Consider the following 22,797-nt stretch of genomic DNA (forward strand, 5'->3'; position numbering starts at 1 on the left):
ACTATGATCGACGCTATCGTGCGCCTCTCTGTAGAGCGGCGCTATCTCATGTTATCAATGATTCTGGTGCTGATCGGTGTCGGGGTCTGGAGCTTCCAGCGCCTGCCCATCGATGCGGTACCGGACATCACCAATGTTCAGGTGCAGATCAACACTGAAGCACCGGGTTATTCACCGCTGGAAGCGGAGCAGCGTATCACCTTCCCGGTTGAAACGGCGCTGTATGGCCTGCCCAAGCTGTCCTACACGCGATCACTGTCCCGTTATGGCCTGTCGCAGGTTACCGTGGTGTTCGAGGAAGGTACGGATATCTACTTCGCCCGCAACCTGATCAATGAACGCCTCGGTTCCATTAAAAGCGTTCTGCCGCCCGGAATGGAGCCTGAAATGGGGCCTATCGCCACCGGATTGGGCGAAATCTTCATGTATACGGTGGACGCGATTCCCGGTGCAACACGGGAAAACGGCGAGCCCTGGGATGCCACCGCCCTGCGTGAAGTGCAGGACTGGATCATCAGGCCGCAACTGGCTCAGGTGCCCGGGGTGATCGAGATCAACACCATCGGCGGTTACGAGAAGCAATACCACGTCACTCCGTCCCCTAAAAAGCTGCTGGAAGTCGGCGTCAGCCTCGAGGAACTCGTCGCGGCGCTACGGGCTAACAACGCCAACCGTGGTGCCGGCTATATCGAACGCAACGGCCAGCAGCTGCTGGTGCGCTCACCCGGCCAGTTGAAGACCATCAGCGACATGGAACAGGTGGTGATCGCCAATCGCGATGGCGCACCCGTCACGGTCAAGGACGTCGCCGAGGTAGCCATAGGCAAGGAGCTGCGCACCGGCGCCGCCACCCTCAACGGTAAGGAAACCATCGTCGCCACCGTCATGATGTTGATGGGGGAAAACTCACGCAGTGTGTCTCAGGCTGTTGCCGAGCGGCTGGAGGAAATCCGTCCCTCCCTGCCCGAGGGTGTTCTCCTTGAAACCGCTTACAACCGGACCACCCTGGTGGACAAGGCCGTCGCCACGGTGGAGAAGAATCTGCTCGAGGGAGCGCTGCTGGTCATCGTTGTGTTGTTCCTTCTCCTGGGCAACCTGCGCGCTGCTTTCATCACTGCGGCGGTGATTCCCCTGTCAATGCTGGCGACCATTAGCGGCATGGTCAGAACCGGCGTATCCGCTAACCTGATGAGTCTTGGAGCGCTCGACTTCGGTCTGATTGTCGATGGCGCGGTGATCATCGTCGAGAACTGCATCCGGCGATTGGCCGAGTCTCAGCAGGTTACGGGTGCGCGCCTGCCGCTGAAGGCGCGTCTGCAACTGGTGTACGAAGCCACCACCGAGGTGATCCGGCCCAGCCTGTTCGGGGTGGCGATCATTACCGTGGTTTACATCCCCATCTTCTCCCTCACCGGAGTGGAGGGCAAGATGTTCCATCCCATGGCTGCCACCGTAATCATGGCTCTGCTGTCAGCCATGGTGTTTTCGCTCACCATCGTCCCTGCCGCCATTGCCGTGTTCCTGACCGGACGAATCCGTGAAAAGGAAAGCGTCGCTATCAGTGTTACCAAGCGATTCTATCGGCCCGCGCTGGAGCTGGCTCTGAAGTTTCGCTGGGTGGTACTGGGAGGAGCCAGTGCCTTGCTGCTGACCTGTCTCTGGCTGGCAACAACTCTGGGGTCGGAGTTCATTCCACAGCTCAATGAGGGCGATATGGCCGTGCAGGCCCTGCGCATTCCCGGGACAGGCCTGGAGCAGTCGGTCGCCATGCAGGAGCCGTTGGAGCAGCGCATCAAAGCCTTTCCCGAAGTGGAAAAGGTGTTCGCGCGCATCGGCACGGCGGCGGTGGCCACCGACCCCATGCCGCCCAATATCGCGGATAGCTTCGTGATTCTCAAGCCGCGGTCGCAATGGCCGAACCCGAACAAACCGCGGGATGAGCTGATTGCCGAGATTCAGGCGGCGGTCGAGCAATTGCCCGGCAACAACTACGAGTTTACTCAGCCCATTGAAATGCGCTTCAACGAGCTGATCTCCGGCGTCCGGGCGGATCTCGGCATTAAAGTGTTCGGGGATGACCTGGATCAGTTGTTGACCGCGGCCAACGCCGTGCTCAAGGTGGTCGAGTCTGTGGACGGTGCCGCCGACGCCCGGGTGGAGCAGGTCACGGGGCTGCCCATGCTGTCGGTACACCCCAAGCGTATGGCGCTATCACGCTATGGCCTGACCGTGGATAATCTGCAGGATCTGGTGGCGGCGGGTGTGGGTGGCGAAAATGCCGGCCTGATCTATGAAGGGGACCGGCGCTTCCAGCTGGTGGTGCGCCTGCCCGAGGTCATCCGCCGGGATGTGGACAGCCTGGCGGATCTGCCGGTGCCCCTGCCGGGAGGCGATTATGTGCCCCTGTCAGAAGTCGCGGGACTGGAGCTGGCCCCGGCCCCCAACCAGATCAGCCGGGAGAACGGCAAGCGGCGGGTGGTGGTCACCGCCAATGTCCGGGATCGCGACCTGGGCGGTTTTGTGCAGGAAATCAAAAACAGAGTGCGACAGGAAGTGGATCTGCCCGCCGGCTACTGGTTGGATTACGGCGGCACCTTCGAGCAACTGGAATCCGCCAGCCAACGCCTTGCCATTGTTGTGCCCGTGACCCTGGCGATCATCATTGCTCTGCTGGTAATGGCATTCGGATCGCTGAAAGATGCGCTGATCATCTTCAGCGGCGTCCCCCTGGCCCTAACCGGTGGCGTGCTGCTGCTGTGGCTGCGGGACATGCCGCTATCGATCTCCGCCGGTGTGGGCTTTATCGCCCTGTCGGGGGTGGCGGTACTCAATGGTCTGGTGATGGTGGCGTTTATTCGTGATCTTTGGCACAACCAGGGTGATCTGGTTTCCGCCGTGGTGGAAGGTGCTCTGATTCGTTTGCGTCCGGTCCTGATGACGGCACTGGTCGCCAGCCTCGGCTTCGTGCCCATGGCCCTCAATACGGGTACCGGCGCTGAGGTTCAAAGGCCGCTGGCCACAGTGGTGATAGGCGGGATTATCTCATCGACGCTACTGACGCTGTTTGTACTGCCAATTCTGTACACATTGCTGCACCGCCAGGATGAAAAGGTGTAATTGCATGCGGGTAGCCCGCTCTTGGCCGCCATTTGGCCGGGAGCGGGTCGTTTTCGGGAAACAAATTTCGGCTTTGATTACCGGCCAGGAAATGCAGCCTTACCGACTGGCAAGCACGGTCAAACCGAGCGCATTTTTAAGGCTTTTTCCGCGTAGGTTTCAGGAAGACCCATCCAACTCGGCATTGGGATTTTCTTTTCGCAGCAAGCTTGCGAAAACGAGAAGCAATGCACCGAGGACAATTGCAATATCGGCAAGGTTGAAGGCTGGCCAGTGCCAGTCTCGCCAATAGAAATCGAAGGCATCTACAACATAGCCGCGAAAGATCCGGTCAATCAGATTGCCCATGGCGCCACCGAGGATAAGACTGTAAGCGATGGCGTCTGCCTTATGACCTTTTTCACGGATCAGCTTGATCAGCACGATTGAGACCACCACCGCGATTCCGATAAAAAAATAGCGCTGCCAGCCTCCAGCATTTGCGAACAGACTGAATGCGGCACCGGTGTTCCATAGGTGCACCCAGTTAAAGAACGGGGTCACCGCGATCGACTCGCCATAAGCCATTGTTTGTTGAACCAGCCATTTTACAGTTTGGTCCGATGCTGCTATCAGGCCGGATATGGAAAACAGGACGTACGGCGAGAGGTTGTTGCCAATAATGGGCATGCTTTAACCCTTGAGCGCCAGAATGCGCCTGGCACCGTTAAGCACGACGAGCCCCGCGATGGTACCGATAATCAGATCCGGATAATTGGAGCCGGTCCACGCGACCAGAGCGCCGGCGGTGATGACCCCCAGGTTGATCACCACGTCGTTGGCCGAGAATATCCAGCTGGCCTTCATGTGCGCTCCGCCCTCCCGATGTTTGGCTATCAGCAGCAGACAACTGGTATTGGCAATCAACGCGACGAATGCGATAGCCATCATCACCAGCGATTCAGGCTCACTACCGAACACAAAGCGTCTCACCACCTCTATGAGTACGCCAACAGCCAATATCAGTTGCAGCACACCCGCAAGATGCGCGGCACGTAGCTGCATTTTCACGCTGTGGCCAACCGCATAAAGGGCGAGCCCGTACACGGCCGCATCGGCAAAATTATCCAGGGACTCTCCAATCAGGCCGGTAGACTGGGCGATCAGGCCGGCTGTCATTTCCACCACGAACAGGACTGCATTGATGCCGAGCAACCAGCGCAGGGCCCCGGATTCTTGCTTAGCAGAGGCTGCCGAGAACTCGGCGCCCTTGATGGTCTCGGGGTCGGCAGCGACGCTTTCCTGAAGCGAGGCACCTAGCTCCAAGGTCTTCAGTTTCGCGGTGACGGGCTCGACCGCGCCGTCATGCACGACCTTCAACCGGCGGTTCGACAAGTCGAAGGACAGCGCCCGAATCCCCTCAACGCCGTTCAGGGCCAGGCGAATCATGCGCTCTTCTGATGGGCAGTCCATCTTCGGCACGGCATAAACGCTGACCCATTCCCCCGACGCGTCGGAGGAGGCCTGCATATCGGTATCCGCCGCGGGCTTTACATCGTCGCCACAGGGGCCTCCGCAGTTTTTGCTCATGATATGACTCCACTTGAATGTGATCGGGCTATCATTTAAAACTATATATCTGCTATAAGGTCAATAGAGTAGAGAATCCGTTGCGGAGGAACCCGATGCGTATTGGTCAATTGGCACAGTCGGTAGGGGTCGATACACAGACGATCCGTTTCTATGAACGGCAGGGCTTGTTGCCGCCCCCTGATCGGCAGGAGAACGGTTACCGTATTTATAACGAGAAGCATGGTGAGCGGCTGGCTTTTATTCGTCGCTGCCGGATCCTGGACCTGTCGCTCGCAGAGATTCACGAACTGCAGCGCTATCAGGACGACCCTCATCAGTCCTGTGCCGTCGTCAATGCCTTGCTCGATGATCACATCTCTCATGTGCGCTCGCAGATAGCCGCTCTACAGGCGCTTGAAAAACAGCTCGTTTCATTGAGAGCGAGCTGCAACGATGACCGTGAAGTTGCGGCTTGCGGGGTTCTTGCCGGCATCAGCGAAGGAAGCATGCACCCGCAGCAGGCTGAATCATCGGCTTGATAATGCTGGGGGCTACGCTATGCGCAAAGCCGGCCGCCTCTCACTGGCTGGGGCGGAACGGCTCGGCCAGCTGGGCCCAATAGTTTACAGGGTAAGGCTGTTCGCCCGCGATGCCGATCTGCCGACTCTCCCGGGGCGCCGCGTCGGGCTCATACCGGAAGGTTCCCATCAAACGGTCGTACAGGACTGTGAACAGCCCGAAGTTGACGTCGCCGTCCGCCGAGTTGGCATGGTGGAAGCGATGCACCTCGGCATTGGCGAAGACGTACTTAAACCCGCCCGTGCGGTAATCGGCGTTGCTGTGCTGGCACAACAGCGCAATGACCACCAGGAACGGCAGAGTGATGGCTACCTCGAAGGGGATGCCCAGTAACAGGAGCGGCAGCACGCCCGAGCCAGTCTCAATCGCCTGGTGGACGGGGTGCTTCATCAAACCATTGAAGCCATACAGACGCCTGGGACTGTGGTGCACCGCGTGAAAGCGCCACAAGGGAGCGAAGCGATGACTTGCGTGATGTGCCATTGCGATACCGAGGTCGAGGATCAGCGCGGCGAACACGACCTGCAAGGCGAATGGCCAGGTGTGCGGCCAGAAGTCCCCACCGAGCGCCGTCCAGGTGAGCCACGGCAGTAACCACAGTGCCGCCCGATTGAGGCTCGTGTTGATCAGGGCGTGAAGCCAGTCGCGCGCCACATCGTCGTGGGTGCGGTTCCAGTCGGGCTGGTAGGGAATCACCCGCTCGGCGAGGAAGGAAAAAGCAACGGCGCCGGCAAGCACGGCGAACATCGGCCAGACTCCGACGTTCGCTGACGCCAGCCAGACGACTACGCCGCCGAAGCCAAAAAACAGCACGGGCCACGTCCCGTAGCGAAACAGTACTTTTGTGAAACTCATGGCAGCGCATTCTCCTTTCCGTAATGACAGCCTTTGTGAAGACACGGATAGAATGCGCTTGGCGGGCTCCCGAAGCTTGAATAAACTGGCAGCCATGTACTCACCGACCTTTCATCTGTTCCTCTGGCCCCATCGGCTGCTTTTCCTGGGCCCGGCCTTCGATGCCCAACCCCATCGCCATCACGCGGCGCAACTCGCCCTGGGCCTGCACGACCGCTTGCGGGTCCGTGGCGGGCAGGACCAGCCGTGGCAGGAGGCGGCGGCTTTTTATGTGCCGCCGGATGTACCGCACGAGTTCGACGCCGGCGATACGCCCTGCGCGCTGCTGTACCTGGACCCAGAAGGCCGGGAGTGCGAGGACGCATGCCACCGATTCGGCGGTGGCCGAATCCGGCTGCTCGACAATCACGAGCTACCCCTTGCGACGCTGCAACGCCTTGCCAGCGGTGATGGCAATTCTCCCGATGCCGAACAGGCCTGCCGCGAGCTGCTGGGTCAGGGGGTATCCACGCTGCGGCGCAACCTGGACCCGCGCCTGCAGCGCGCGCTGACGTGGCTGGACGAACATCTCGACGACGAGCTGGGAAATCGCGCGGTGGCTCACGCTGCCGGTGTATCCGAAAGCTGGCTGTCACACCATTTCGGAGATCGGGTCGGCGTGCCCATTCGCCGCTATGTGCTCTGGCGCCGATTGCGCCTGGCCATTGAGGCGGCCTTGGGTGGCGCCTCGCTGACAGACGCCGCGCATGCCGCCGGTTTCTCGGATTCGGCCCACCTGACCCGAACATTCCGCGATACCTTTGGAGTCGCCCCCTCGTTCTTGTTCGGAGACCGTCAGGCAATCCGAGCCCACTTTATAAGCTAACCCAAAACTTCTGCCGACTGGTGAAATTTTCGGGCTAGCACATGACATTGCAAATCGAGGCAAGGCGCGGTTGCAGGGCTGGTGAACGGTACATATCAGCTCGAGTAACACGCTCTTGATATCGCGCGGGCGCGTTTTGGCAATGCTACCTGTTTTCACCGGAGCTGCCTTCGAGTCGCGGCTCGTGCCGCCACGCCCCGACGGCATCGCGCAGTACCTGGTAGGCGGTGTACAGGAACACGGCAGCCACGGCGCAGGCGACGACGATATCCGGCCAGAAGGAATCGAGCGCGATGACCAGTCCCCCGGCGACTATGACCCCCAGGTTGCCGATCACATCGTTGCGTGAGCACAGCCAGACCGAGCGCATATTCACATCTTCGCCCCGGTGCTTCATCAGCAGGGCGAGACAGATCAGGTTGCCGATCAGAGCCACGCCGGCGACCGCCATCATCGCCGGGCCGATGGGCTGCGGTTCCCCCATCAGGCTGGCGACGATGGAGGCCACAATGCCGATGCCGAAGGCCAGCTGAATCAGTCCCTTCGCGAACGCGGCGCCGGCCCTCCAGCGTAGGCTGCGGGCGACAACAAACAGGCTTATGACGTACACCAACGTATCGCCGAGATTGTCGGCGGAGTCTGCGATCAGCGCCTTGGAGTCCACCAATATCCCGGCCGTCAGTTCCCCGGCGAACATCAGGGCATTGATCCACAGAACGGCGTACAGGGTTTTTCGCCGCTCGCCAGCCGCCAGGTTATTCGCGGTTTCGTCGTCACAGCAGCCGCTGCTCATCGTTTTACCTCCTGATCATCCTTGTGGCGGCTTACGAGCGTGGAGGATAACGCTGAAGTCCGCAGTGATTTCAGTCAAGAAGCTTGAGCCAGGTTGAGTTAGCCTGGATGGTCAAGTCCAGTCAATCGCGAATAGCGAAAATGGAAGCTGACGATTCAGGTGTGCCGATTGATACGTTGATAAGATCCTTGCTTGCATTGCTAACCATACTCTCTGATCAAGCGCCGGGGTACCCAGCGCAGATATATCACCATGCCGAACAATTCGATCAGGGACTGGAAAACAATAACGACAGCGGCGGCCCGCCAGGCGTCCGGTAGAGAAAGTGCCAGCGGCAGCATGACGAAGGAATTGCGGGTACCAAGACTGAACGTCAGCGTGCGGCCAACCGGTGGCGCAAGACGGAATATCCGGCTGAGAAGTTTGCCGACGACAGCAGCTGCCGCCAGGTACAGGATGAAGACCACCAGCACCGGCCACAACAGGGTGCCTTTTGCGACCACGAGGCTAACCTGCGATCCGGCAATCAGGAAGACCACCAGTGCCACCAACGGTACGGGCAGCCAACCGAGCTGATCGACAAGGTTCAGGGTCGGCTGGTGTCTTTCAGCCAATCGCTCGGTCAACCATGCCAGAATCAGGGGCACGATAATCAATCCAAAAAAACGGGCAGCAAATAGCTGCCGACGGCCAGCTCGATAGCCAGATCACCCATAAACAGCCAGATATACACGGGTAGTAGAACGAACTGGAAGATCAAAAGCACGGGTGCGGCCGCAATGGCTCGGGCACCATTCCCACCGCCCAGATAGGTAAAGCTGATAAACCAGTCCGTACACGGCACCAGCAGAACCAGCAGCACACCGAGGCGGATGGCGGGATCATCCGGTAGCAGTAGCACCAGGGCGCCAACGATCAGCGGCACCAGAATAAAGTTGCCCGTGAGTAGCGCGATCAGAAAACGGCGGTCGCGAAACGCCGGCGCCAGATGTGTCAGCGGCACCTGCGTGAAGGTGGTATACAGGAGCACACCCAGAACGGGCCACAACAACACCTCTCAATGCCCGGTCAGTCCCGGTGAATCCAGCCGATGGTCATGCCAGCCAGGATGCAGGCAAGATAGAGCCAGACCTGCTGCTTCTCAAGTTTTTCGCGCATTGCGCTCCAATCGTGTTGTTAAGGGTTTGCGCCGCAGTTGTTTTACGGCTTTGCCTGTACAGTGTGCTGCCATCAGCGCTCCGTTAATCACGATCAAGATTATCACAAGCCCAATGACCAGGCCGGGGTGGGGTGATGGCGTCGGGGCGACCAGCAAATCCGCCAGGATGAAGACCTGGTTGGCGGAGACATCGTTTCGGTATCGTTCCCGCCCACGTTGCCGTTAGGTTCAACTCTATTCCTCATGGTTGGTGACAGCTTTGCCTATGGAAATCTTTCTTGTGGAAGCCGTAATCGAGAGATCACGGACTTCCCCTGACGTTGAATCGTGCCTGTAGCGTATCCGGTGGCAAACAGCGTCCCTCGTCGTGGCAGGCCTGCACACGAACCGCGACGTTCAGGGGTTGGTCAGGGATATTGCCAGGCAACGCGGCCCGTAGGCTCGTGCCGTCGTCATAAACGGCCCAGGGTTCGCCGAGGCCGCTGTCGATCCAGCGTCCGGGCGGGTAGTCGATCTGCAGTGGCAGGGGATTGTCTGCGCTGGCGGTGATTTCCGTGGGAATGAGGAAGTCGAGGGAAGCGGGGTTGGCGTTGACGTGCCAGCCTTCGGCAATGTGCAGAGTGACCTGCAGCCCACCTGCGCCGTCGCGCACGGCGCGGATGTCGACAAGGTCGGCTGTCGTGCGTACCTCATCGATGCGCGCTGTGTCACTCTCGGCGTGCGTCGTTTCGGGCTCGCCGGACGGCCATTGCCAGACCAGCAACCCGCCCGCCACCGCCAAAGCGCCGAGGCCGGGCACCAACCAGCCGAAGACCCAGGATTTGTTCATGCGCATACGATTCATTCCTCCGTAGCGTTGTGCAGCGTTGACGCAAGCGTGTCGGCCATAAACAAGTCGGGCAGCCGCTTGACCGGCTGTCCGTTACCGTCGAGTACCACTGCAAACGGCAGACCGGCGCCGCCGAACTCGCGCAGATAACGTTGCAGGCGTTCATCGGGCCGTGTCAGATCGGCGCGCAGAGTGAGCGCGTTTGCCGCGCGAGCAGCCTCGACCACACGCCGGTCGCGGTAAACGGTCTGCTCGAGCACTTTGCAGTTGATGCACCAGTCGGCGGTGAATTCAATCAGCACCGGCTGCCGTGCAGCGCGTGCATCGGCCAGCGCCTGCATGGTCAGCGGCCGCCAGGCCAGGGTATCGGTCCCGGCGCGATCCGGTTGCGGCCAGAGCGCGAGCGCCGTGGCCACCGTGCCGGCCAGGACCAACGCCGGTACCAGGCGCGCCCGGAGATCGGGGCCGTCCCATAGCGTGCGCAGCAGCCAGAAGGTAAGCACGGTGGCCCAGGCCGTCCATAGCAGCGGCCCCAGATTGCCCGGGAGCACGGTAGCCGCGAAGAACACCGCACCGGCCAGCAGGACCAGGCCCAGAAATTGCTGGATGCGAAGCAGCCAGGCGCCGCCGCGGGGTATTCGCGCGATCAGGCCGGGGCGGACCAGCAGGATCAGATAGGGCAGCGCCAGGCCCACACCGACTGCCAGAAAAATCGCCACGATGGCAGCCGGCGACTGGGTCAGGGCGAAGGCCAGTACACCACCCAGAAATGGCCCGGTGCAGGGGGTGGAGAGCACCGCCGCCAACAGACCGGCGAAGTAGGGCTCGGCGTAGCCCGACCCCCGCACCCGGTAGGCCCACTGCGGTGGCTGAAACCCGCGCCCGGCCAGGCTCCAAACACCGAGGCCGGCGAGCACGGCGGCGAGCGTCAACCGGAATGAAGCCGAGTGAAACAGGGCGCCCCAGGTCCAGTTCAACCAGGCAGTGGCCACCGCCAGCGCCCCGAAAAACGTCAGCGTTCCGCCCAGTAGCGCGCTGCCGGCGAGCAGACGCCGGCCGGCACCATCGCCGACCACTCGGCCGATGCTGCGCAGCTTGATCGGCAGTGCCGGCAATACGCAGGGCGTGAGATTGAGCAGCACGCCGGCGGCCGTCGCCAGCAACAGGTACTGCCAGAGGCTCATGGCGGGTACTCCATTCCCCGCCTGTTCAAGGTGATGCAGGTTACGGCGAAAAGGAAAGGTACCGCAGAAACGACTCTCCGCATGTTTTTCATGGTTGCTAAAGTTGCCTGATAAGGGGGCTCTGGCCAAAAATGGGCGCGGTTACCCGCGCCCACGAAAGGCTGGTTACAGACACGCATCAACGGTTCGGCTGTTTGGTCACCCGAAGGTAAGGCTTGAGGGTCTTCCAGCCTTCCGGAAAGTGCACCTTGGCCTCATCATCGGACAGCGACGGCAGGATGATCACGTCGTCCCCGTCGCGCCAGCTCACCGGTGTGGCGACCTTGTAGGCGTCGGTCAATTGAATCGAGTCGATCACCCGCAGGATCTCGTCGAAATTGCGGCCCGCGCTCTTCGGATAGGTCAGCGTCATCCGAACCTTCTTGTTCGGATCGATCAGAAACACCGAACGCACGGTCGAACTGTCATCCTCACCGGGATGCAGCATGTCGTAAAGCTGTGCGACCTTCCTGTTCTCATCCCCGATAATGGGGAAGTTGACCGCGTGGCCCTGGGTCTCCTCGATATCGCCGGACCAGGCTTTGTGATCCTCCACCGAATCCACCGAAACGGCGATCACCTTGCACTGGCGTTTGGCGAATTCGTCCTTCAGCCTGGCGGTCTCGCCCAGTTCGGTGGTGCATACCGGCGTGAAATCGGCCGGGTGGGAGAACAGTACGGCCCACCCGTCGCCGATCCAGTCGTGGAAGTTGATCCGGCCTTCAGTGGTATCCGCCTCGAAGTCGGGGGCGGTATCGCCTAGATGTAAGCTCATGATAGAACCCTCCATACGTACGTTTGGGAAAAGAAAAGAAAATCGGCACCATTGCCGGATCGATCGGGACAAGGAATCTGTCGCTTTGAAAGCGCGTATTGATTCGGTGTCCTTATTTCGGCATAAGACCGCTCAGGGCCTGGCATAAACGTCGCTTCGCAGCGTGTAAATGACTACAGCCATGGCAAAGGCCATCAGCGACAGTAGCGCCATGGCGTGGTGCAGATGCTTTGTCATCAGAATGTAACTCCACGTGGTTTCGATGATTATCCGGTTAGATCGTTCCCGCAGCGATACAACGCACGCGACTGCGGGAATTCCGGATGTCTTAGGCGCGATCAGCGCCCATCGATCAGGCCTGTGCGTGACGTGGAGGGAAGGGATCGGGCCCGGGCAGGAGTCGGCCGTGAAGTACGCCCAACAGAAAATCGGGTACGTCGCGAGTGCGGAGTGTACTCGCAGGGTCAGCACTGTTGATGGCCGCGACAGCGCCACAAGCCGGCATAGAGCAGGGCGCCGTAACGGCTGTTGAGTCTTGCTGGTGGGATGAATCAGTCCGGCAAAGAGCGCAATCGCCAGCTTGATTGACCGACGGCATGGACCACGCCATCGCGGTCGGGCCTGCCACCAGGCCGCCGGATACGAATGCTATCAATAACAATTTGGCAATTTGCAATTTCACGGGTTTACGATAGCCGCTCGCATCCCGAACTTCAATACCGGCTGTTGTCGAGTCAATACCCGGAGGTAGGACCCTGGCCTATAACTCCGCACGCCAACCGCAGCGCGTTGCTGATCACCGACACCGAGGACAGGCTCATCGCCGCGGCGGCGATGTTGCACATGGTGCTTTCGGACAACCGTCGATCCTTGGATGGATCGGCCTATTGAGTATCCTGGTGCACTTGAGCACAGGTTTTCTAGCGGCAATATACCTGCTCCGAACAGTTCTGCTAATTCTTCTGTGTTTGGTGAACGCTGGCTGTTTAGTCTCGTTTAGCCTAAGAAGGTTTGACGCGGAAGATATCGTCGGCTGTCACCCCTAAAATTTTCCATCAAAGTGCTTAGCGGCTCAGGAAGTTCATCAAATGAAGCTGGTGCCTGTGTTAGTTCTTTCAACTGATTGTCGATAGTTGTGCGATCAAAAAAGTGCAGCACCCAAAATAGAAACATCATTTGCTCCCGTTCGTTCTCTTCGACAAGGCCGAGTTGGGCAGCATGCCAAACGATTCCGGTGTTCACCTGTATTTCCCCGAAAATGGTATGGAAATTTGGCGGTGACGAAAAGTATGCGGGGAAATATTGAACTGCAGGTATTGTAAGTTTTTCGGGCAAAGGTGAATTTTTCAGGATAAATCCTTCATATATATGGTGGTAAAATTCTTCCGCTATGAACATAAAGGGACGGAAGCTGGCGAGTCTGGATATCAAATACATGACGGTCCATTTGGCCTCAATGTACGGATGAATCCAATTTTTGATTTCGCAGACCCGGATAAGGATTAATAATGCTGCCAGGGCGTCCATATTATTCAACATGCTGATTCGATAAAGCTGACTACGGTCCGTCCATTTTCGCCATGTCCGATTGCCCGTGACTTTATCGGTCTCTTTTAGACGCTCGATCAATGCCGGATCCAATGTCCCTGTGTACGAATCCAGTTCTCCCAGTGAGGCTTCCGGGTTGGCCAAGACCAGCCAAAGCGGATGCTCAAGGATGCGCCTTGTGCCAGGCAATATCGCTTCAATGGTCTCCACCATTTTCTTACTGCGCTTGAGGCTTATTGGCGCCCCTTTTGCGTACCGGTAGAACTTGCGTGGGTAGTGCACCCAGAATTCTGGATCGGAATATTCCTGAGTACTTAAGAGCTCCCGCTCGATTTTCCCGAATGAGATGTCGCCCATCCGGTGTTTGATGGTCTGTGCATAGAGCCTGCTTGCAATAGAGCGTGCTGTTTCCCTCTGGTTCCCCATATTTTAATGCTCACTATTTTCGATGTTTCACAGAGTTCTGCGAAACGCGATTGAAAATCTTTAACAGATTGATTTATAAGAACTATGTTCAAGGTAACTGTGTACCAAATGCTTCGTAAAGACTACTAACGGTATTCATCGTAGCTGAATTAATCTGTAGGTCACACAGGGTAGGGAGCCGCGTCGACTCCATGACGCTTTAGGAGAGCAGAAATAAATTCGAGGGAAGTTACCAATGGGACGAGCAACAATGTGCTGTAGCACGATGGAATCGCAACATGAGAAGTGGTGACTTAGGTTTGCAATTCCGGCGTTTTCATGCGGATGTAAACAGGCAGTTGCAGTCCTGACAGGCTATGTTGAGCTCGGGCTTCCCCCATACTTTTGTCAAGCAGCTTGGGCACTGATAGGTCGTTTTCCGTTTGGTTTTTGAAAGCGGGGGACTATAAAAAGTGTCGTTAGGCAGAAGCTCACTATAGGTCGCATAGAGGTAGGATTCGGGCTCACGCGCTTCTAGTTGCCTAAGTTGGAAATCCTCGCCTTTTCCGGGGGAGTGCGCCGCTGTCAGGGCCGGCGCGGGGAGCGCTTCCCCAGGCGTGGTGAGTTCACCGTCATCAGTATTGGTCGATTCCGCGTTGCGCGCCTTTAAGCGGTAGATCCAGGGGAGAGTGAAGGACTGTTCTCTCACGAGTGAGTGACATGCCAGCATAAACAGTCCGTTCTCAATCGGATAATCGCTCATATGCTGCCCCACAATGTCACCGCCGGGTTCGCCTGTTGAGGAGGGGTGCAAGCCAACTTCGATCATTTTATAGGCCCATTCTTTGTTGTGGTAACTGCCGCGCCCAGGCGACCCATGGCAATGTTGCCAGCAATGGACCATTTCGTGGACCAAGGTCTGGAGCACCTCGATAACGCGGGATTGCCCCATGTGGGTGGGATTAATCGCGATTTCGTGGCAACGCTCGCCATCCGGAGAGGCCCAGCGCTCAGGGGCAAAATAACCGAGCAGGTCCTTTTGGCGCTGAACCGTAAAAATAACGGGAGGTAAAGCCCCGCTAAAAAGGGTGTCATTGAAGTGGTTATACGCCGTCAAGAGAGCCTGATACAGCGCTTGGGAGGGTGGCGTACGACTGACGTTTATTTCGTTCATAGTACGATTATCCCACAAAACCCAGCGATTTCGGAATGGTGCGATATATCCTGTTTATGCGTTATAAATCAGTAATATGAGCGCGATTTATGAACTAAATGCCCTGACGGATATTAAATCATAAGTGATCATAAAATAACCAAAAACTGTATCGTACGATACAGTTTTTGGTTATTTCTTGACCAGTTAATGCACTTAGGGCGAGTACTGGTGATGAACTTACAAGGAAGCCAAATCGATGTCCACCTTGCTATCGATCGCACCCGCCAAAGAAATAAGGGAGTATGATCGCCCCCCCAAAATAACTGCACCCGACCGTCGTTCTTTTTTTGAGATACCACCTAACGCAAGGCCGTATTACAGAAAGTTACGGACGTCTATTAGCCGGCTCAACTTCCTTCTCCAATACGGCTATTTCCGCGCGCGTTTCCGTTTTTATGAACCGGATGCCTATCCGGCGAAAGACGTCCACTTTCTTATCGGTCATCACCGCTTCCATGACCTAAAGGGCAACTCAAAAGAAGACCTCCAATCCCTGCGCGATGCAATGGTGGGGGCGACCTCGACTCGCCACCGACAGGAAATTATGCGTTTGGAAGGGTATATCGCCTTCGACCTAGAGGCTGAAGAAAGGTTGCGCGAACAGGCTCAGATCTATGCCAACCGGCAGATGAGTAAAACGGACGCCCTAGGTGCACTGGTAACTTTCTGTATTGAGCGGGGAATTGTCTTGCCTCCCATGCAGACACTGGAGGGGTTGATTGGTAGTACCTTTCAGCAGGAGGAAGACCGGCTCATTGCCGTGGTCGCGACGCACCTGAACCCACAACGCAAATCTGCGTTGCTTGATTTACTGGAGGCGGGTAGTCACCGAGCGACGTTGCTCAGTGAATCCAAATCGATTGATCAGGCCGTGAAAGCGAAATCACTGAGCAAAAATGCTCAGCGCCTTGAGGATCTTCAAGAGTTATACCTCGGGAATTTATCGGTGATCGAAGCGCTGGGCCTTACCGACCAGGCCTTAACCCATTACGCCAAATGGGTCATCAAAGCCAGAACGAGCCAATTGGGGCAGTTCCGCAATCCAAATAAAACCTGCTTATACCTATTAGCCTTTGTCAAATTCCAGTTTTTTCAGCGCCAGGATCATGCCATGAAATCTTTCCTGGCGGTGGTCAAAACCGCCCATAACAAGGCACTCAAAATGGCCAGGGAGCGTGTCTTTGATGAGCAGGCCAAACACGCCCCGATTCTCAGCGATATTGTGAGTTCACAGCAACGCTTGATGGACTTCGCCAGTGAGATCCTCCGTATTATGGAAGACGAGAGTATGACACCGATACAGAAGAATGAGCTGGTCCGAAATCTCGCCCTGACGACCCTCGATTTTGAGGATGATGAAGTCAGCGGCAAGGCGAATTTGGCCTCGGAGTATTTACGTCGAGCCCAGGAGCAATACCAATACTATGACACCTTGGAAGAGGGCGCCTTGGCGCTGGATCGTAAGCTCCGGCGTACGGTGAAGTTGTTGACCTTCGAAGAAGAGCACAGCGAATCTCGTTTGTTGGCGGCGGTCCAGGCTTATCAGCAACACAAACCGGTTCCGCTCACATTTTTAACCCGAAAGGAGCAGGCAGCGGTCACCACCACGGACGGCTTGCGCGAGCACCTTGTGGTGGCCTTGCTCTTTGTTCACATGATGAAAGCCATCAAGGGAGGGAAACTCAATCTGGCGTATGGGTTTAACTTCCGCAGTCTGCATAGTTATTTGATTGATGCTCAACGCTGGCAGAGTCAGCGTATGGATCTGCTCAGGCAGGCTGGACTGCTGGAGTATGCGGATTGTGAGACACATCTTGCGCGCCTGAAAACCAAGTTGAACAAGACTTATATCGCTGTGAATGAGCGCATTGCCTTGGGGAACAACGGGTATTTACGACCAAAACCTGGAGGCCGTTTTGGTGTTCAAACGCCGGCACTGGAAACGCCGACACACAAATATATTGCCGAACGCCTGAGAGAGTCGGGAAACGTTTCGATCTTGCAGATTCTGCGTGAGGTCGAACACCATTATCCCTTCCTTGGACAGTTAACCCATCACAGTCAGCGTCATGTCACGCAAGCAGCGAACCCGCAAACTGCCTATGCGGCGCTGATGGCCTTGGGCTGCAATATTGGTCCGCACAAAATGGGCCGGCTATCACTGGGTATCAATGCCAACGAGTTGCTTGAATTCGTCAACTGGCGGATGTCGACCGACAACCTTCGCAAGGCCAATAAATCTCTGACTGATGTCATCGATGAGGTTGCGCTGAGCCGGGTCTATAAGGTGGAGGACGACCGATTGTATTCCAGCAGTGACGGCAAAAAGGTGACGGTCGCGCCCGAATCGTTACATGCCAAGTATTCATTCAAGTATTTCGGCAAAGAAAGTGGCGTGGCGGTCTACAGTTTTGTGGATGAGAAGCAGAGCCTGTTTCACTCAACGGTATTCAGCGCGACCGAACGCGAAGCCGCCTATGTACTCGATGGCCTGGTGCACAACACGGCCGCCTTAAATCGTGTCCACGCCACCGACACGCACGGCTATACCGAAGCCCTGTTTGGACTAACCCATTTTCTGGGTATTTCCTTTGCTCCGCGCATTAAGCGTATCGAAGAGCAGGGGCTCTACGACTTTCAGGGCAAAGCATATTACGAACAGCGAGGCTACCGACTGTTGCCGCGCAACAAAGTCGATGTCACAACGATTCGCGAGCACTGGGATGACATGCTTCGTTTTGTCTGCACCATCCGCCTCGGGGTGAGCACCGCCTCCCAGCTATTCGCCCGTCTCAATTCATACAGCAGTGACCACCCGTTGTATAAGTGCCTGAAGGCTTTCGGGCGCATTCCCAAAAGCCAATACCTCGTAACCTATTATGATGACTTGCGGCTTCGTCAGCGCGTCCAGAAGCAGTTGAATCTCGTTGAACTGTCGAACAAGTTCCACGATGCCGTATTTTGGGATCGTAAGAGCGAGTTCCAGGTGGGCGCTAAGGAAGAACAGGAAAAGTACACGCTGGCACGATCGGTGATCCAGAACGCGATCATTCTCTGGAACTATCTGACCCTGTCCACCCAGCTGGTTGCCCTTCAAAAAGAGGATCCCGGCGCCTACGAGGCCATGGTCGAAGAAATTGGCCGAGGGTCAGTACTGACGTGGCGCCACGTCGACTTTCAGGGTAAATACGATTTTCGTCGACCGCCCAAAATCACCAAACGGTTTCCGCTGAAGCGCATTCAGAAACTGGAGGTAAAACCGCCGGAACGAACCATTGAGGAGCGGCTTCAGGAGTGGGACAGGCCGTGAATCGCCAGAATCTGGCTGTGAAAACGCGTCGACCAGTGAACACAGGTGTCGTACGCGACCGACAGATTAGACGGCGCTGAAGTGCGACTCTCATACCCGCTGGCATCGAGGTCCACCGTAACCTCGGGCAGGTCCGCGCCCTGGTCGGTTGAGGAGCTCACAGCGGTATCCCGGGCTCGGACGGTCACCTGGGCCGGCAGGCGGTCGCGAATTACGGGTGGATTGCCGGGGATGTCCTCGATGAGCCGCTCGGCATACTCGACCAGGGTCGGTTCGGCCGGCATATAGAAATAGGCTTTCTCGCGGCGTATCCCGTTGGCGCGGAGAATGCGGCCCAGCACCTGGCGGAAGTACAGCTCGGTTTTCACCCGGGTCAGGTGGCAGCACACCCGGAGCCGGGGCACGTTCGTGCCCTCGCTGATCATACCGACGCTGACAATCCAGGGCGTCTCGCTGTCCTTGAACTGGCGAATCGTCGTCAGCGGGTCACGTTCCTGGTAGGTAGCCACCGCGGCCTGCACACCGAATTCCCGCAATAGAATCCCTGCAATCTGCTGTGCATGATCGACACTGCTCGCGACGACCAGGCCGCCAGCGCGAGGATCGTGTCGGCGCAGGTTGTCAAGCTTGCGGGTGGCCTGGCGCAGACTGTAGGTGATGAGTGCCTCGGAGCGCAGGATATCCTCATAACGGCAGGCGTCGCTGTCGACCAGCGCTTTGAGGCCGTCAAAGTGCGCCGTATGGCCATCGCGCTGCACCCGGATAGTGTCATTGTCGATCAGGGTCAGTTGGGGGACGCGGCACACACCATCGGCAATCGCCCGATCCAGGCCATAGCGGTAGTCGCAGGTTACGCTGCCGGTCCCGTAGCGGGCCAGCGCAATGGGCCGCTGGTCGGAGCGCCAAGGGGTGCCGGTCAGGGCCAAGGTATACGCTGCCTGTTCCTGGAGATTGGCGATCAGCGGGGCACCCCAGGCATTCGCATCCGCGAGCTCTTGACCGGCGCAGTGATGGATTTCGTCGAAGATGGCGAACACCCGCTCGGTCTGAAACAGCGACCAGAACGACTTCGGCTGCGTCAGCATCGACTGGTAGGTCAGGGTCAAGCCGCGGGCACCGAGACGGCCGTCAAAGCGGGCGCCGGTTTGTGCGGCGAGCGCGGCCTGAATGTCGTCCGCCACAATCACCGACGGCGCAAAGCCGATGACCAAATCCACGAGATCGGCTTCCAGCAAGGTCGCGGCCAACGTGGCGGCGAAATGGGTTTTGCCGGCACCCGGGGTGGCCAGACACAGAAAATGGCGCTGTCCTTGACGGTACTGCGCTTCGGCCTGATGCAGGCACGCCCGTTGCCAGTCGCGCAGTCTCATGCCGCACTGCTGCTTTGCGTGGCGATCAGCGTCTCCAGGGCGCGGATACGCCCCAGCAATTTCAGGCTCCGATCCTTGGCCTCGTTGTATTGGGCTTGCACGCTCGGCTGCAGCGTGGGCAGATCCGTGCAGATTTCATCGTAGGCCTCAGTTTCCCCGATCGTGGACAGCAGCTCTACCCGTTGGCGTTGCAGCTTCTGGCGGAGGACGGTCAAGGTGTCCGACGCTGGCGTTTCCGGCAGCGACGCCGCCAGGCGGTACCGCGGCGGCTGGTCGGGGGCGCCCGGCAGGGCCGTCAGCACACCGGCACGTGCCAGGCGCCGGATATTGCGGTCGATGAACTGCCAGGATGCGCGGCCGGTGCGACCGTGCTCGTGGCTGAGCGCCCGGTACTCGGCCAGCAAGGTGTCGCGGGTAAAGGGCGTGCCGTCACGGGCGGTCAGCAGGCGGAGGAGGGTGGGCTCAATGCGCGGGGAGGACGTCATATAACAACAGCTTGTCTCGAATTTCGCGACATTGTAGCGCGTCTCTACTATCGCGACAATGAGACACTCTCCGTACACACAAGACTACAACGCGCTGCGCGTCTGGCTCAAAGCCCAGCGCGAGGCCAAAGGCTTGACGCTGCGTCAGGCGGGGGAGCGTGTCGGGCGTCACCACAGTGTGATCGGTAAGCTTGAACAAAACCGCCGGCGCATCGATGTCGCCGAATTCGTCGACTATTGCCTGGGTCTGGGGTTCGATCCCCATGAAGGGCTTGAGATCCTTATTCGCGCGCACCAGCGGCGCCGCTAATTCCCCTTGTCACAATCGCTACGTTCGGGCCGGGGGGCGCTTGCCCGGTGTTTTGCGTTTTCGGCTGATTTTTCGTGTTTTGCACCCGTTCCCCCTATTCTGGAACCCTCCTGGTTTTCCCTTTCTTTGCCGAATATTCGGGCTTGCACAGGCCAAAAACGGGGCGTATAACAGGGACGAATGTGCACCAGGAATATTGGTGAAATGGTACGGATTCAGGACAGCGGCGGGGCATTTCCGGCGCCCCGGCCCAAACGGCTCTTCTACCCGAACGAGCCACGCCTCGATACGTTCCCCATCCAGCATGTCCAGATCGACTGGAAGCGCCTTATCGCCAAGCGCGAGATGGTGCTCGACACCGTCGAGGCCATGCCCGCCTATCTCCTCAAACCCGAAATCCTCGGCCTGCTCGACGCCGAAAAACACCCAACCTATCGCCTGATCCTCGACCTGATGTGGACGACGGGGGCCCGCATCTCCGAAGTCTTGGCCCTCACGCCCAGTCATTTTGTGGATGACGGCTACGATTTCATGGTGGTGCTGCGCACCTTAAAGCAACGGCCGGGGCGGCCGACCAACACTCAGCTCGCCCGCAGCCCCAAGCGGGCCATTCCCATCGTGGATCCGATGTTGATTGACCGGGTGCAGAGCTACTTGTACGCGGGGCATTTTCGGAAAGACGAACGCATTTTCACGATGGCGCGCCAGACGGTGAACCGACATATCCATGATCTGGTGGAGAGAGTAGGGGGCGCACCTATAAACATTAGTTGTAAGACCTTTCGGCACAGTTTTGCGATTCACTTGCTACTGCATGGACGGCCGCTGAAGATCGTGAGTCAGCTTCTGGGGCACAAATCGATTGAAAGCACGGAAATCTACACCAATGTGCTCACCGCCGATGGCGGGCATTTTTTGGACGGGGTGGATTTCCACTAATCTGCCACCGAAACGAATTGCGCTCGATGAAGTTCAGCGCCTGCCTGAACTGTTCGTCTCCATTAAGCAGGCTGTGGATGAACAACGCACGGCAGGTCGCTTTCTTCTGACGGGTTCCGCCAATGCCTTGTTATTGCCCCGGCTATCAGATTCCCTGGCCGGCCGAATGGAGTCGGTTCGCCTGACAACGCTTTCCGAATGCGAGATCCATGGACGACCCCCCAGCTTTTTAAGCAAACTACTGAACCAGGAAGCGCCTTCGGCTCAGGACATTCGTGTGCGGGATCATCTACTGCAACGGTTGATTACGGGGTGTTTCCCCGACCCTCTGCAACGTGCCAATGAGCGGCGTAGCACCGCTTGGTATCAACAGTACGTCAGTACATTGATCCAGCGGGATATTCGTGATCTAACCCACATCGATCATCCGGAGCTAATGGCCAAGTTACTCAAACTCACCGCCTTTTATGCGGGGAAACTGGTTAACCTGACCGAACTGGGCGCTAAACTTGGGCTGGATCGACTGACCATTAAAAAATACATGGCGTTGCTGGAGCAGTTGTTTCTGGTGGAACAATTACCGGCCTGGCATTCCAAGGAATATAAACGGTTGGTGAAAACGCCCAAACTGCACTCCATTGATACCGGTATGATGTGTGCGGTTCGTGGCCTGAACCGGGAACGTCTGCTGAAGCAGCCCGGTGATTTCGGCTTGCTGTTGGAATCCTTCGTTTATAACGAATTGCGTAAGCAGGCCGTTTGGATCGAGGAGCCATTGAATTTCTACCACTACCGGGACAAGGACAAGGTGGAGGTCGATGTGATCATCGAGAATGCCATAGGCGACTGTTTCGCGATCGAAGTCAAAGCAGCTGCGACCTTGAGTGCCAAAGATTTTACCGGCTTGAAGCGTTTTCAAAGTGTGGCTGGCGAGCGCTTCAAAATCGGTGTCCTGCTCTACGATGGCGACCATACGACGGCTTTTGGTGACAATCTCTTTGCTGTCCCGCTGGGAGCGCTCTGGTCATGACGGACTACACCATTGGCCAGTTAGCCAAAGCGGCTGAAGTCAACGTCGAAACCATCCGCTACTACGAACGCCGTGGGTTGATCGCACAACCTGCCAAACCGGTGCAGGGATATCGGACCTACCCTAAGGCAACTCTCTCCCGGATTTTATTCATCAAACGCGCTCAGGAACTGGGCTTTACCCTGGAAGAAATCGACAACCTGCTATTACTGGGTGACTCGCATTGCACGGAAGTCCAGGAATTGGCCGAAGGTAAACTGGCCAGTGTGCGGGCAAAAATCAACGATCTTCGCCGTCTGGAGCAAATGCTGGCGGAGATGGTGACCCAGTGCCGTATCAATCCCGAAAACGTAGCTTGTCCGATAGTGGAGTCTTTGCAACCCAATTCAGGGTAATCATCAATTGGAATTGACTCCGTACCTGAGTACGGCATTTATA

General features: G+C 57.5%; 21 protein-coding genes. 8 read left to right on the plus strand and 13 right to left on the minus strand.

Translation table 11 applies throughout. The features are described from left to right. Positions 1-3 precede the first annotated feature (3 nt). Complete coding sequence (locus HNR64_RS11180; RefSeq protein WP_204996547.1) at positions 4-3,117, plus strand: efflux RND transporter permease subunit; 3,114 nt, start codon at positions 4-6, stop codon at positions 3,115-3,117. Positions 3,118-3,276: 159 nt separating this feature from the next. Here HNR64_RS11180 and lspA read toward each other — a convergent pair whose 3' ends face one another. Both lspA and HNR64_RS11190 read right to left on the minus strand, forming a co-directional pair. After that, a complete protein-coding gene (gene lspA / locus HNR64_RS11185) occupies positions 3,277-3,786 on the minus strand; it encodes a signal peptidase II (RefSeq protein WP_204996548.1) in 510 nt (169 codons plus the stop codon). A 3-nt stretch (positions 3,787-3,789) separates the two neighbouring features. Beyond that, on the minus strand, positions 3,790-4,686 hold the full coding sequence (locus tag HNR64_RS11190) for a cation efflux transmembrane domain-containing protein (RefSeq protein WP_204996549.1): 897 nt from the start codon (positions 4,684-4,686) through the stop codon (positions 3,790-3,792). Between the two features lie 95 nt (positions 4,687-4,781). On the opposite strand from HNR64_RS11190, the gene cadR reads away from it, so the two are divergent. Continuing rightward, complete coding sequence (gene cadR, locus HNR64_RS11195; protein ID WP_047012800.1) at positions 4,782-5,207, plus strand: Cd(II)/Pb(II)-responsive transcriptional regulator; 426 nt, start codon at positions 4,782-4,784, stop codon at positions 5,205-5,207. 40 nt (positions 5,208-5,247) lie between these two features. On the opposite strand, the gene HNR64_RS11200 is transcribed toward cadR, so the two are convergent. Then, positions 5,248-6,102, minus strand: a complete 855-nt coding sequence (locus HNR64_RS11200; protein ID WP_052763559.1) for a sterol desaturase family protein — start codon at positions 6,100-6,102, stop codon at positions 5,248-5,250. A gap of 76 nt (positions 6,103-6,178) precedes the next feature. Here HNR64_RS11200 and HNR64_RS11205 point away from each other — a divergent pair, with 76 nt between their 5' ends. Further along, the gene (locus HNR64_RS11205) at positions 6,179-6,967 is read left to right on the plus strand and encodes a helix-turn-helix transcriptional regulator (protein WP_204996550.1); all 789 of its coding nucleotides are present in this window, start codon (positions 6,179-6,181) and stop codon (positions 6,965-6,967) included. Positions 6,968-7,112: 145 nt separating this feature from the next. On the opposite strand, the gene HNR64_RS11210 is transcribed toward HNR64_RS11205, so the two are convergent. From HNR64_RS11210 to HNR64_RS11240, 8 genes are all read right to left on the minus strand, one after another. After that, the gene (locus HNR64_RS11210; protein ID WP_204996551.1) at positions 7,113-7,760 is read right to left on the minus strand and encodes a cation efflux transmembrane domain-containing protein; all 648 of its coding nucleotides are present in this window, start codon (positions 7,758-7,760) and stop codon (positions 7,113-7,115) included. 200 nt (positions 7,761-7,960) lie between these two features. Further along, positions 7,961-8,407 (minus strand): hypothetical protein, encoded by a 447-nt coding sequence (locus HNR64_RS17170; RefSeq protein ID WP_239547786.1) that lies wholly within the window; start codon positions 8,405-8,407, stop codon positions 7,961-7,963. Positions 8,408-8,412: 5 nt separating this feature from the next. Continuing rightward, entirely contained in the window at positions 8,413-8,814 is a 402-nt protein-coding gene (locus HNR64_RS17175) for an arsenic resistance protein (protein WP_338061847.1), read from the minus strand. A 406-nt stretch (positions 8,815-9,220) separates the two neighbouring features. Then, on the minus strand, positions 9,221-9,754 hold the full coding sequence (locus HNR64_RS11220; RefSeq protein ID WP_052763560.1) for a protein-disulfide reductase DsbD domain-containing protein: 534 nt from the start codon (positions 9,752-9,754) through the stop codon (positions 9,221-9,223). Positions 9,755-9,759: 5 nt separating this feature from the next. Continuing rightward, positions 9,760-10,932: a protein-disulfide reductase DsbD family protein gene (locus tag HNR64_RS11225; RefSeq protein WP_204996552.1), complete on the minus strand. Its 1,173-nt coding sequence runs from the start codon at positions 10,930-10,932 to the stop codon at positions 9,760-9,762. Between the two features lie 178 nt (positions 10,933-11,110). Further along, on the minus strand, positions 11,111-11,746 hold the full coding sequence (locus HNR64_RS11230; protein WP_204996553.1) for a peroxiredoxin: 636 nt from the start codon (positions 11,744-11,746) through the stop codon (positions 11,111-11,113). 996 nt (positions 11,747-12,742) lie between these two features. Beyond that, entirely contained in the window at positions 12,743-13,720 is a 978-nt protein-coding gene (locus HNR64_RS11235; RefSeq protein WP_204996554.1) for a hypothetical protein, read from the minus strand. A gap of 316 nt (positions 13,721-14,036) precedes the next feature. Further along, complete coding sequence (locus HNR64_RS11240; protein ID WP_204996555.1) at positions 14,037-14,873, minus strand: SprT-like domain-containing protein; 837 nt, start codon at positions 14,871-14,873, stop codon at positions 14,037-14,039. 238 nt (positions 14,874-15,111) lie between these two features. On the opposite strand from HNR64_RS11240, the gene HNR64_RS11245 reads away from it, so the two are divergent. After that, positions 15,112-18,225: a Tn3 family transposase gene (locus HNR64_RS11245; RefSeq protein ID WP_204996556.1), complete on the plus strand. Its 3,114-nt coding sequence runs from the start codon at positions 15,112-15,114 to the stop codon at positions 18,223-18,225. Here HNR64_RS11245 and HNR64_RS11250 read toward each other — a convergent pair. Both HNR64_RS11250 and HNR64_RS11255 read right to left on the minus strand, forming a co-directional pair. Continuing rightward, positions 18,204-19,595, minus strand: a complete 1,392-nt coding sequence (locus HNR64_RS11250; protein ID WP_204996557.1) for a DEAD/DEAH box helicase — start codon at positions 19,593-19,595, stop codon at positions 18,204-18,206. The two genes, HNR64_RS11245 and HNR64_RS11250, sit on opposite strands and share 22 nt — an antisense overlap. Next, positions 19,592-20,080, minus strand: coding sequence for a hypothetical protein (locus HNR64_RS11255; RefSeq protein WP_204996558.1), 489 nt, complete (start codon positions 20,078-20,080; stop codon positions 19,592-19,594). Before HNR64_RS11255 ends, HNR64_RS11250 begins: the two co-directional genes overlap by 4 nt. Positions 20,081-20,138: 58 nt before the next feature. On the opposite strand from HNR64_RS11255, the gene HNR64_RS11260 reads away from it, so the two are divergent. The 4 genes from HNR64_RS11260 (at position 20,139) to merR (ending at position 22,754) form a co-directional block, all read left to right on the plus strand. Then, entirely contained in the window at positions 20,139-20,390 is a 252-nt protein-coding gene (locus tag HNR64_RS11260; protein WP_204996559.1) for a helix-turn-helix domain-containing protein, read from the plus strand. 204 nt (positions 20,391-20,594) lie between these two features. Beyond that, positions 20,595-21,329 (plus strand): tyrosine-type recombinase/integrase, encoded by a 735-nt coding sequence (locus HNR64_RS11265; protein ID WP_204996560.1) that lies wholly within the window; start codon positions 20,595-20,597, stop codon positions 21,327-21,329. Beyond that, positions 21,292-22,359, plus strand: coding sequence for an ATP-binding protein (locus HNR64_RS11270; RefSeq protein ID WP_204996561.1), 1,068 nt, complete (start codon positions 21,292-21,294; stop codon positions 22,357-22,359). The genes HNR64_RS11265 and HNR64_RS11270 overlap by 38 nt, the downstream gene beginning before the upstream one ends. Then, a complete protein-coding gene (gene merR / locus HNR64_RS11275; protein WP_204996562.1) occupies positions 22,356-22,754 on the plus strand; it encodes a mercury resistance transcriptional regulator MerR in 399 nt (132 codons plus the stop codon). The genes HNR64_RS11270 and merR overlap by 4 nt, the downstream gene beginning before the upstream one ends. The last annotated feature ends 43 nt before the right edge of the window (positions 22,755-22,797 follow it).

It is taken from the genome of Spongiibacter marinus (genome assembly GCF_016906995.1).
Lineage (GTDB): Bacteria > Pseudomonadota > Gammaproteobacteria > Pseudomonadales > Spongiibacteraceae > Spongiibacter > Spongiibacter marinus.

Excerpts from the sequence above, each read along its gene's own strand:
- HNR64_RS11180 (WP_204996547.1), top strand. The coding sequence starts at position 4 with ATGATCGACGCTATCGTGCGCCTCTCTGTAGAGCGGCGCTATCTCATG.
- lspA (WP_204996548.1), bottom strand. The coding sequence starts at position 3,786 with ATGCCCATTATTGGCAACAACCTCTCGCCGTACGTCCTGTTTTCCATA.
- HNR64_RS11190 (WP_204996549.1), bottom strand. The coding sequence starts at position 4,686 with ATGAGCAAAAACTGCGGAGGCCCCTGTGGCGACGATGTAAAGCCCGCG.
- cadR (WP_047012800.1), top strand. The coding sequence starts at position 4,782 with ATGCGTATTGGTCAATTGGCACAGTCGGTAGGGGTCGATACACAGACG.
- HNR64_RS11200 (WP_052763559.1), bottom strand. The coding sequence starts at position 6,102 with ATGAGTTTCACAAAAGTACTGTTTCGCTACGGGACGTGGCCCGTGCTG.
- HNR64_RS11210 (WP_204996551.1), bottom strand. The coding sequence starts at position 7,760 with ATGAGCAGCGGCTGCTGTGACGACGAAACCGCGAATAACCTGGCGGCT.
- HNR64_RS11220 (WP_052763560.1), bottom strand. The coding sequence starts at position 9,754 with ATGCGCATGAACAAATCCTGGGTCTTCGGCTGGTTGGTGCCCGGCCTC.
- HNR64_RS11225 (WP_204996552.1), bottom strand. The coding sequence starts at position 10,932 with ATGAGCCTCTGGCAGTACCTGTTGCTGGCGACGGCCGCCGGCGTGCTG.
- HNR64_RS11230 (WP_204996553.1), bottom strand. The coding sequence starts at position 11,746 with ATGAGCTTACATCTAGGCGATACCGCCCCCGACTTCGAGGCGGATACC.
- HNR64_RS11235 (WP_204996554.1), bottom strand. The coding sequence starts at position 13,720 with ATGGGGAACCAGAGGGAAACAGCACGCTCTATTGCAAGCAGGCTCTAT.
- HNR64_RS11240 (WP_204996555.1), bottom strand. The coding sequence starts at position 14,873 with ATGAACGAAATAAACGTCAGTCGTACGCCACCCTCCCAAGCGCTGTAT.
- HNR64_RS11245 (WP_204996556.1), top strand. The coding sequence starts at position 15,112 with ATGTCCACCTTGCTATCGATCGCACCCGCCAAAGAAATAAGGGAGTAT.
- HNR64_RS11250 (WP_204996557.1), bottom strand. The coding sequence starts at position 19,595 with ATGAGACTGCGCGACTGGCAACGGGCGTGCCTGCATCAGGCCGAAGCG.
- HNR64_RS11255 (WP_204996558.1), bottom strand. The coding sequence starts at position 20,080 with ATGACGTCCTCCCCGCGCATTGAGCCCACCCTCCTCCGCCTGCTGACC.
- HNR64_RS11260 (WP_204996559.1), top strand. The coding sequence starts at position 20,139 with ATGAGACACTCTCCGTACACACAAGACTACAACGCGCTGCGCGTCTGG.
- HNR64_RS11265 (WP_204996560.1), top strand. The coding sequence starts at position 20,595 with ATGGTACGGATTCAGGACAGCGGCGGGGCATTTCCGGCGCCCCGGCCC.
- HNR64_RS11270 (WP_204996561.1), top strand. The coding sequence starts at position 21,292 with ATGGCGGGCATTTTTTGGACGGGGTGGATTTCCACTAATCTGCCACCG.
- merR (WP_204996562.1), top strand. The coding sequence starts at position 22,356 with ATGACGGACTACACCATTGGCCAGTTAGCCAAAGCGGCTGAAGTCAAC.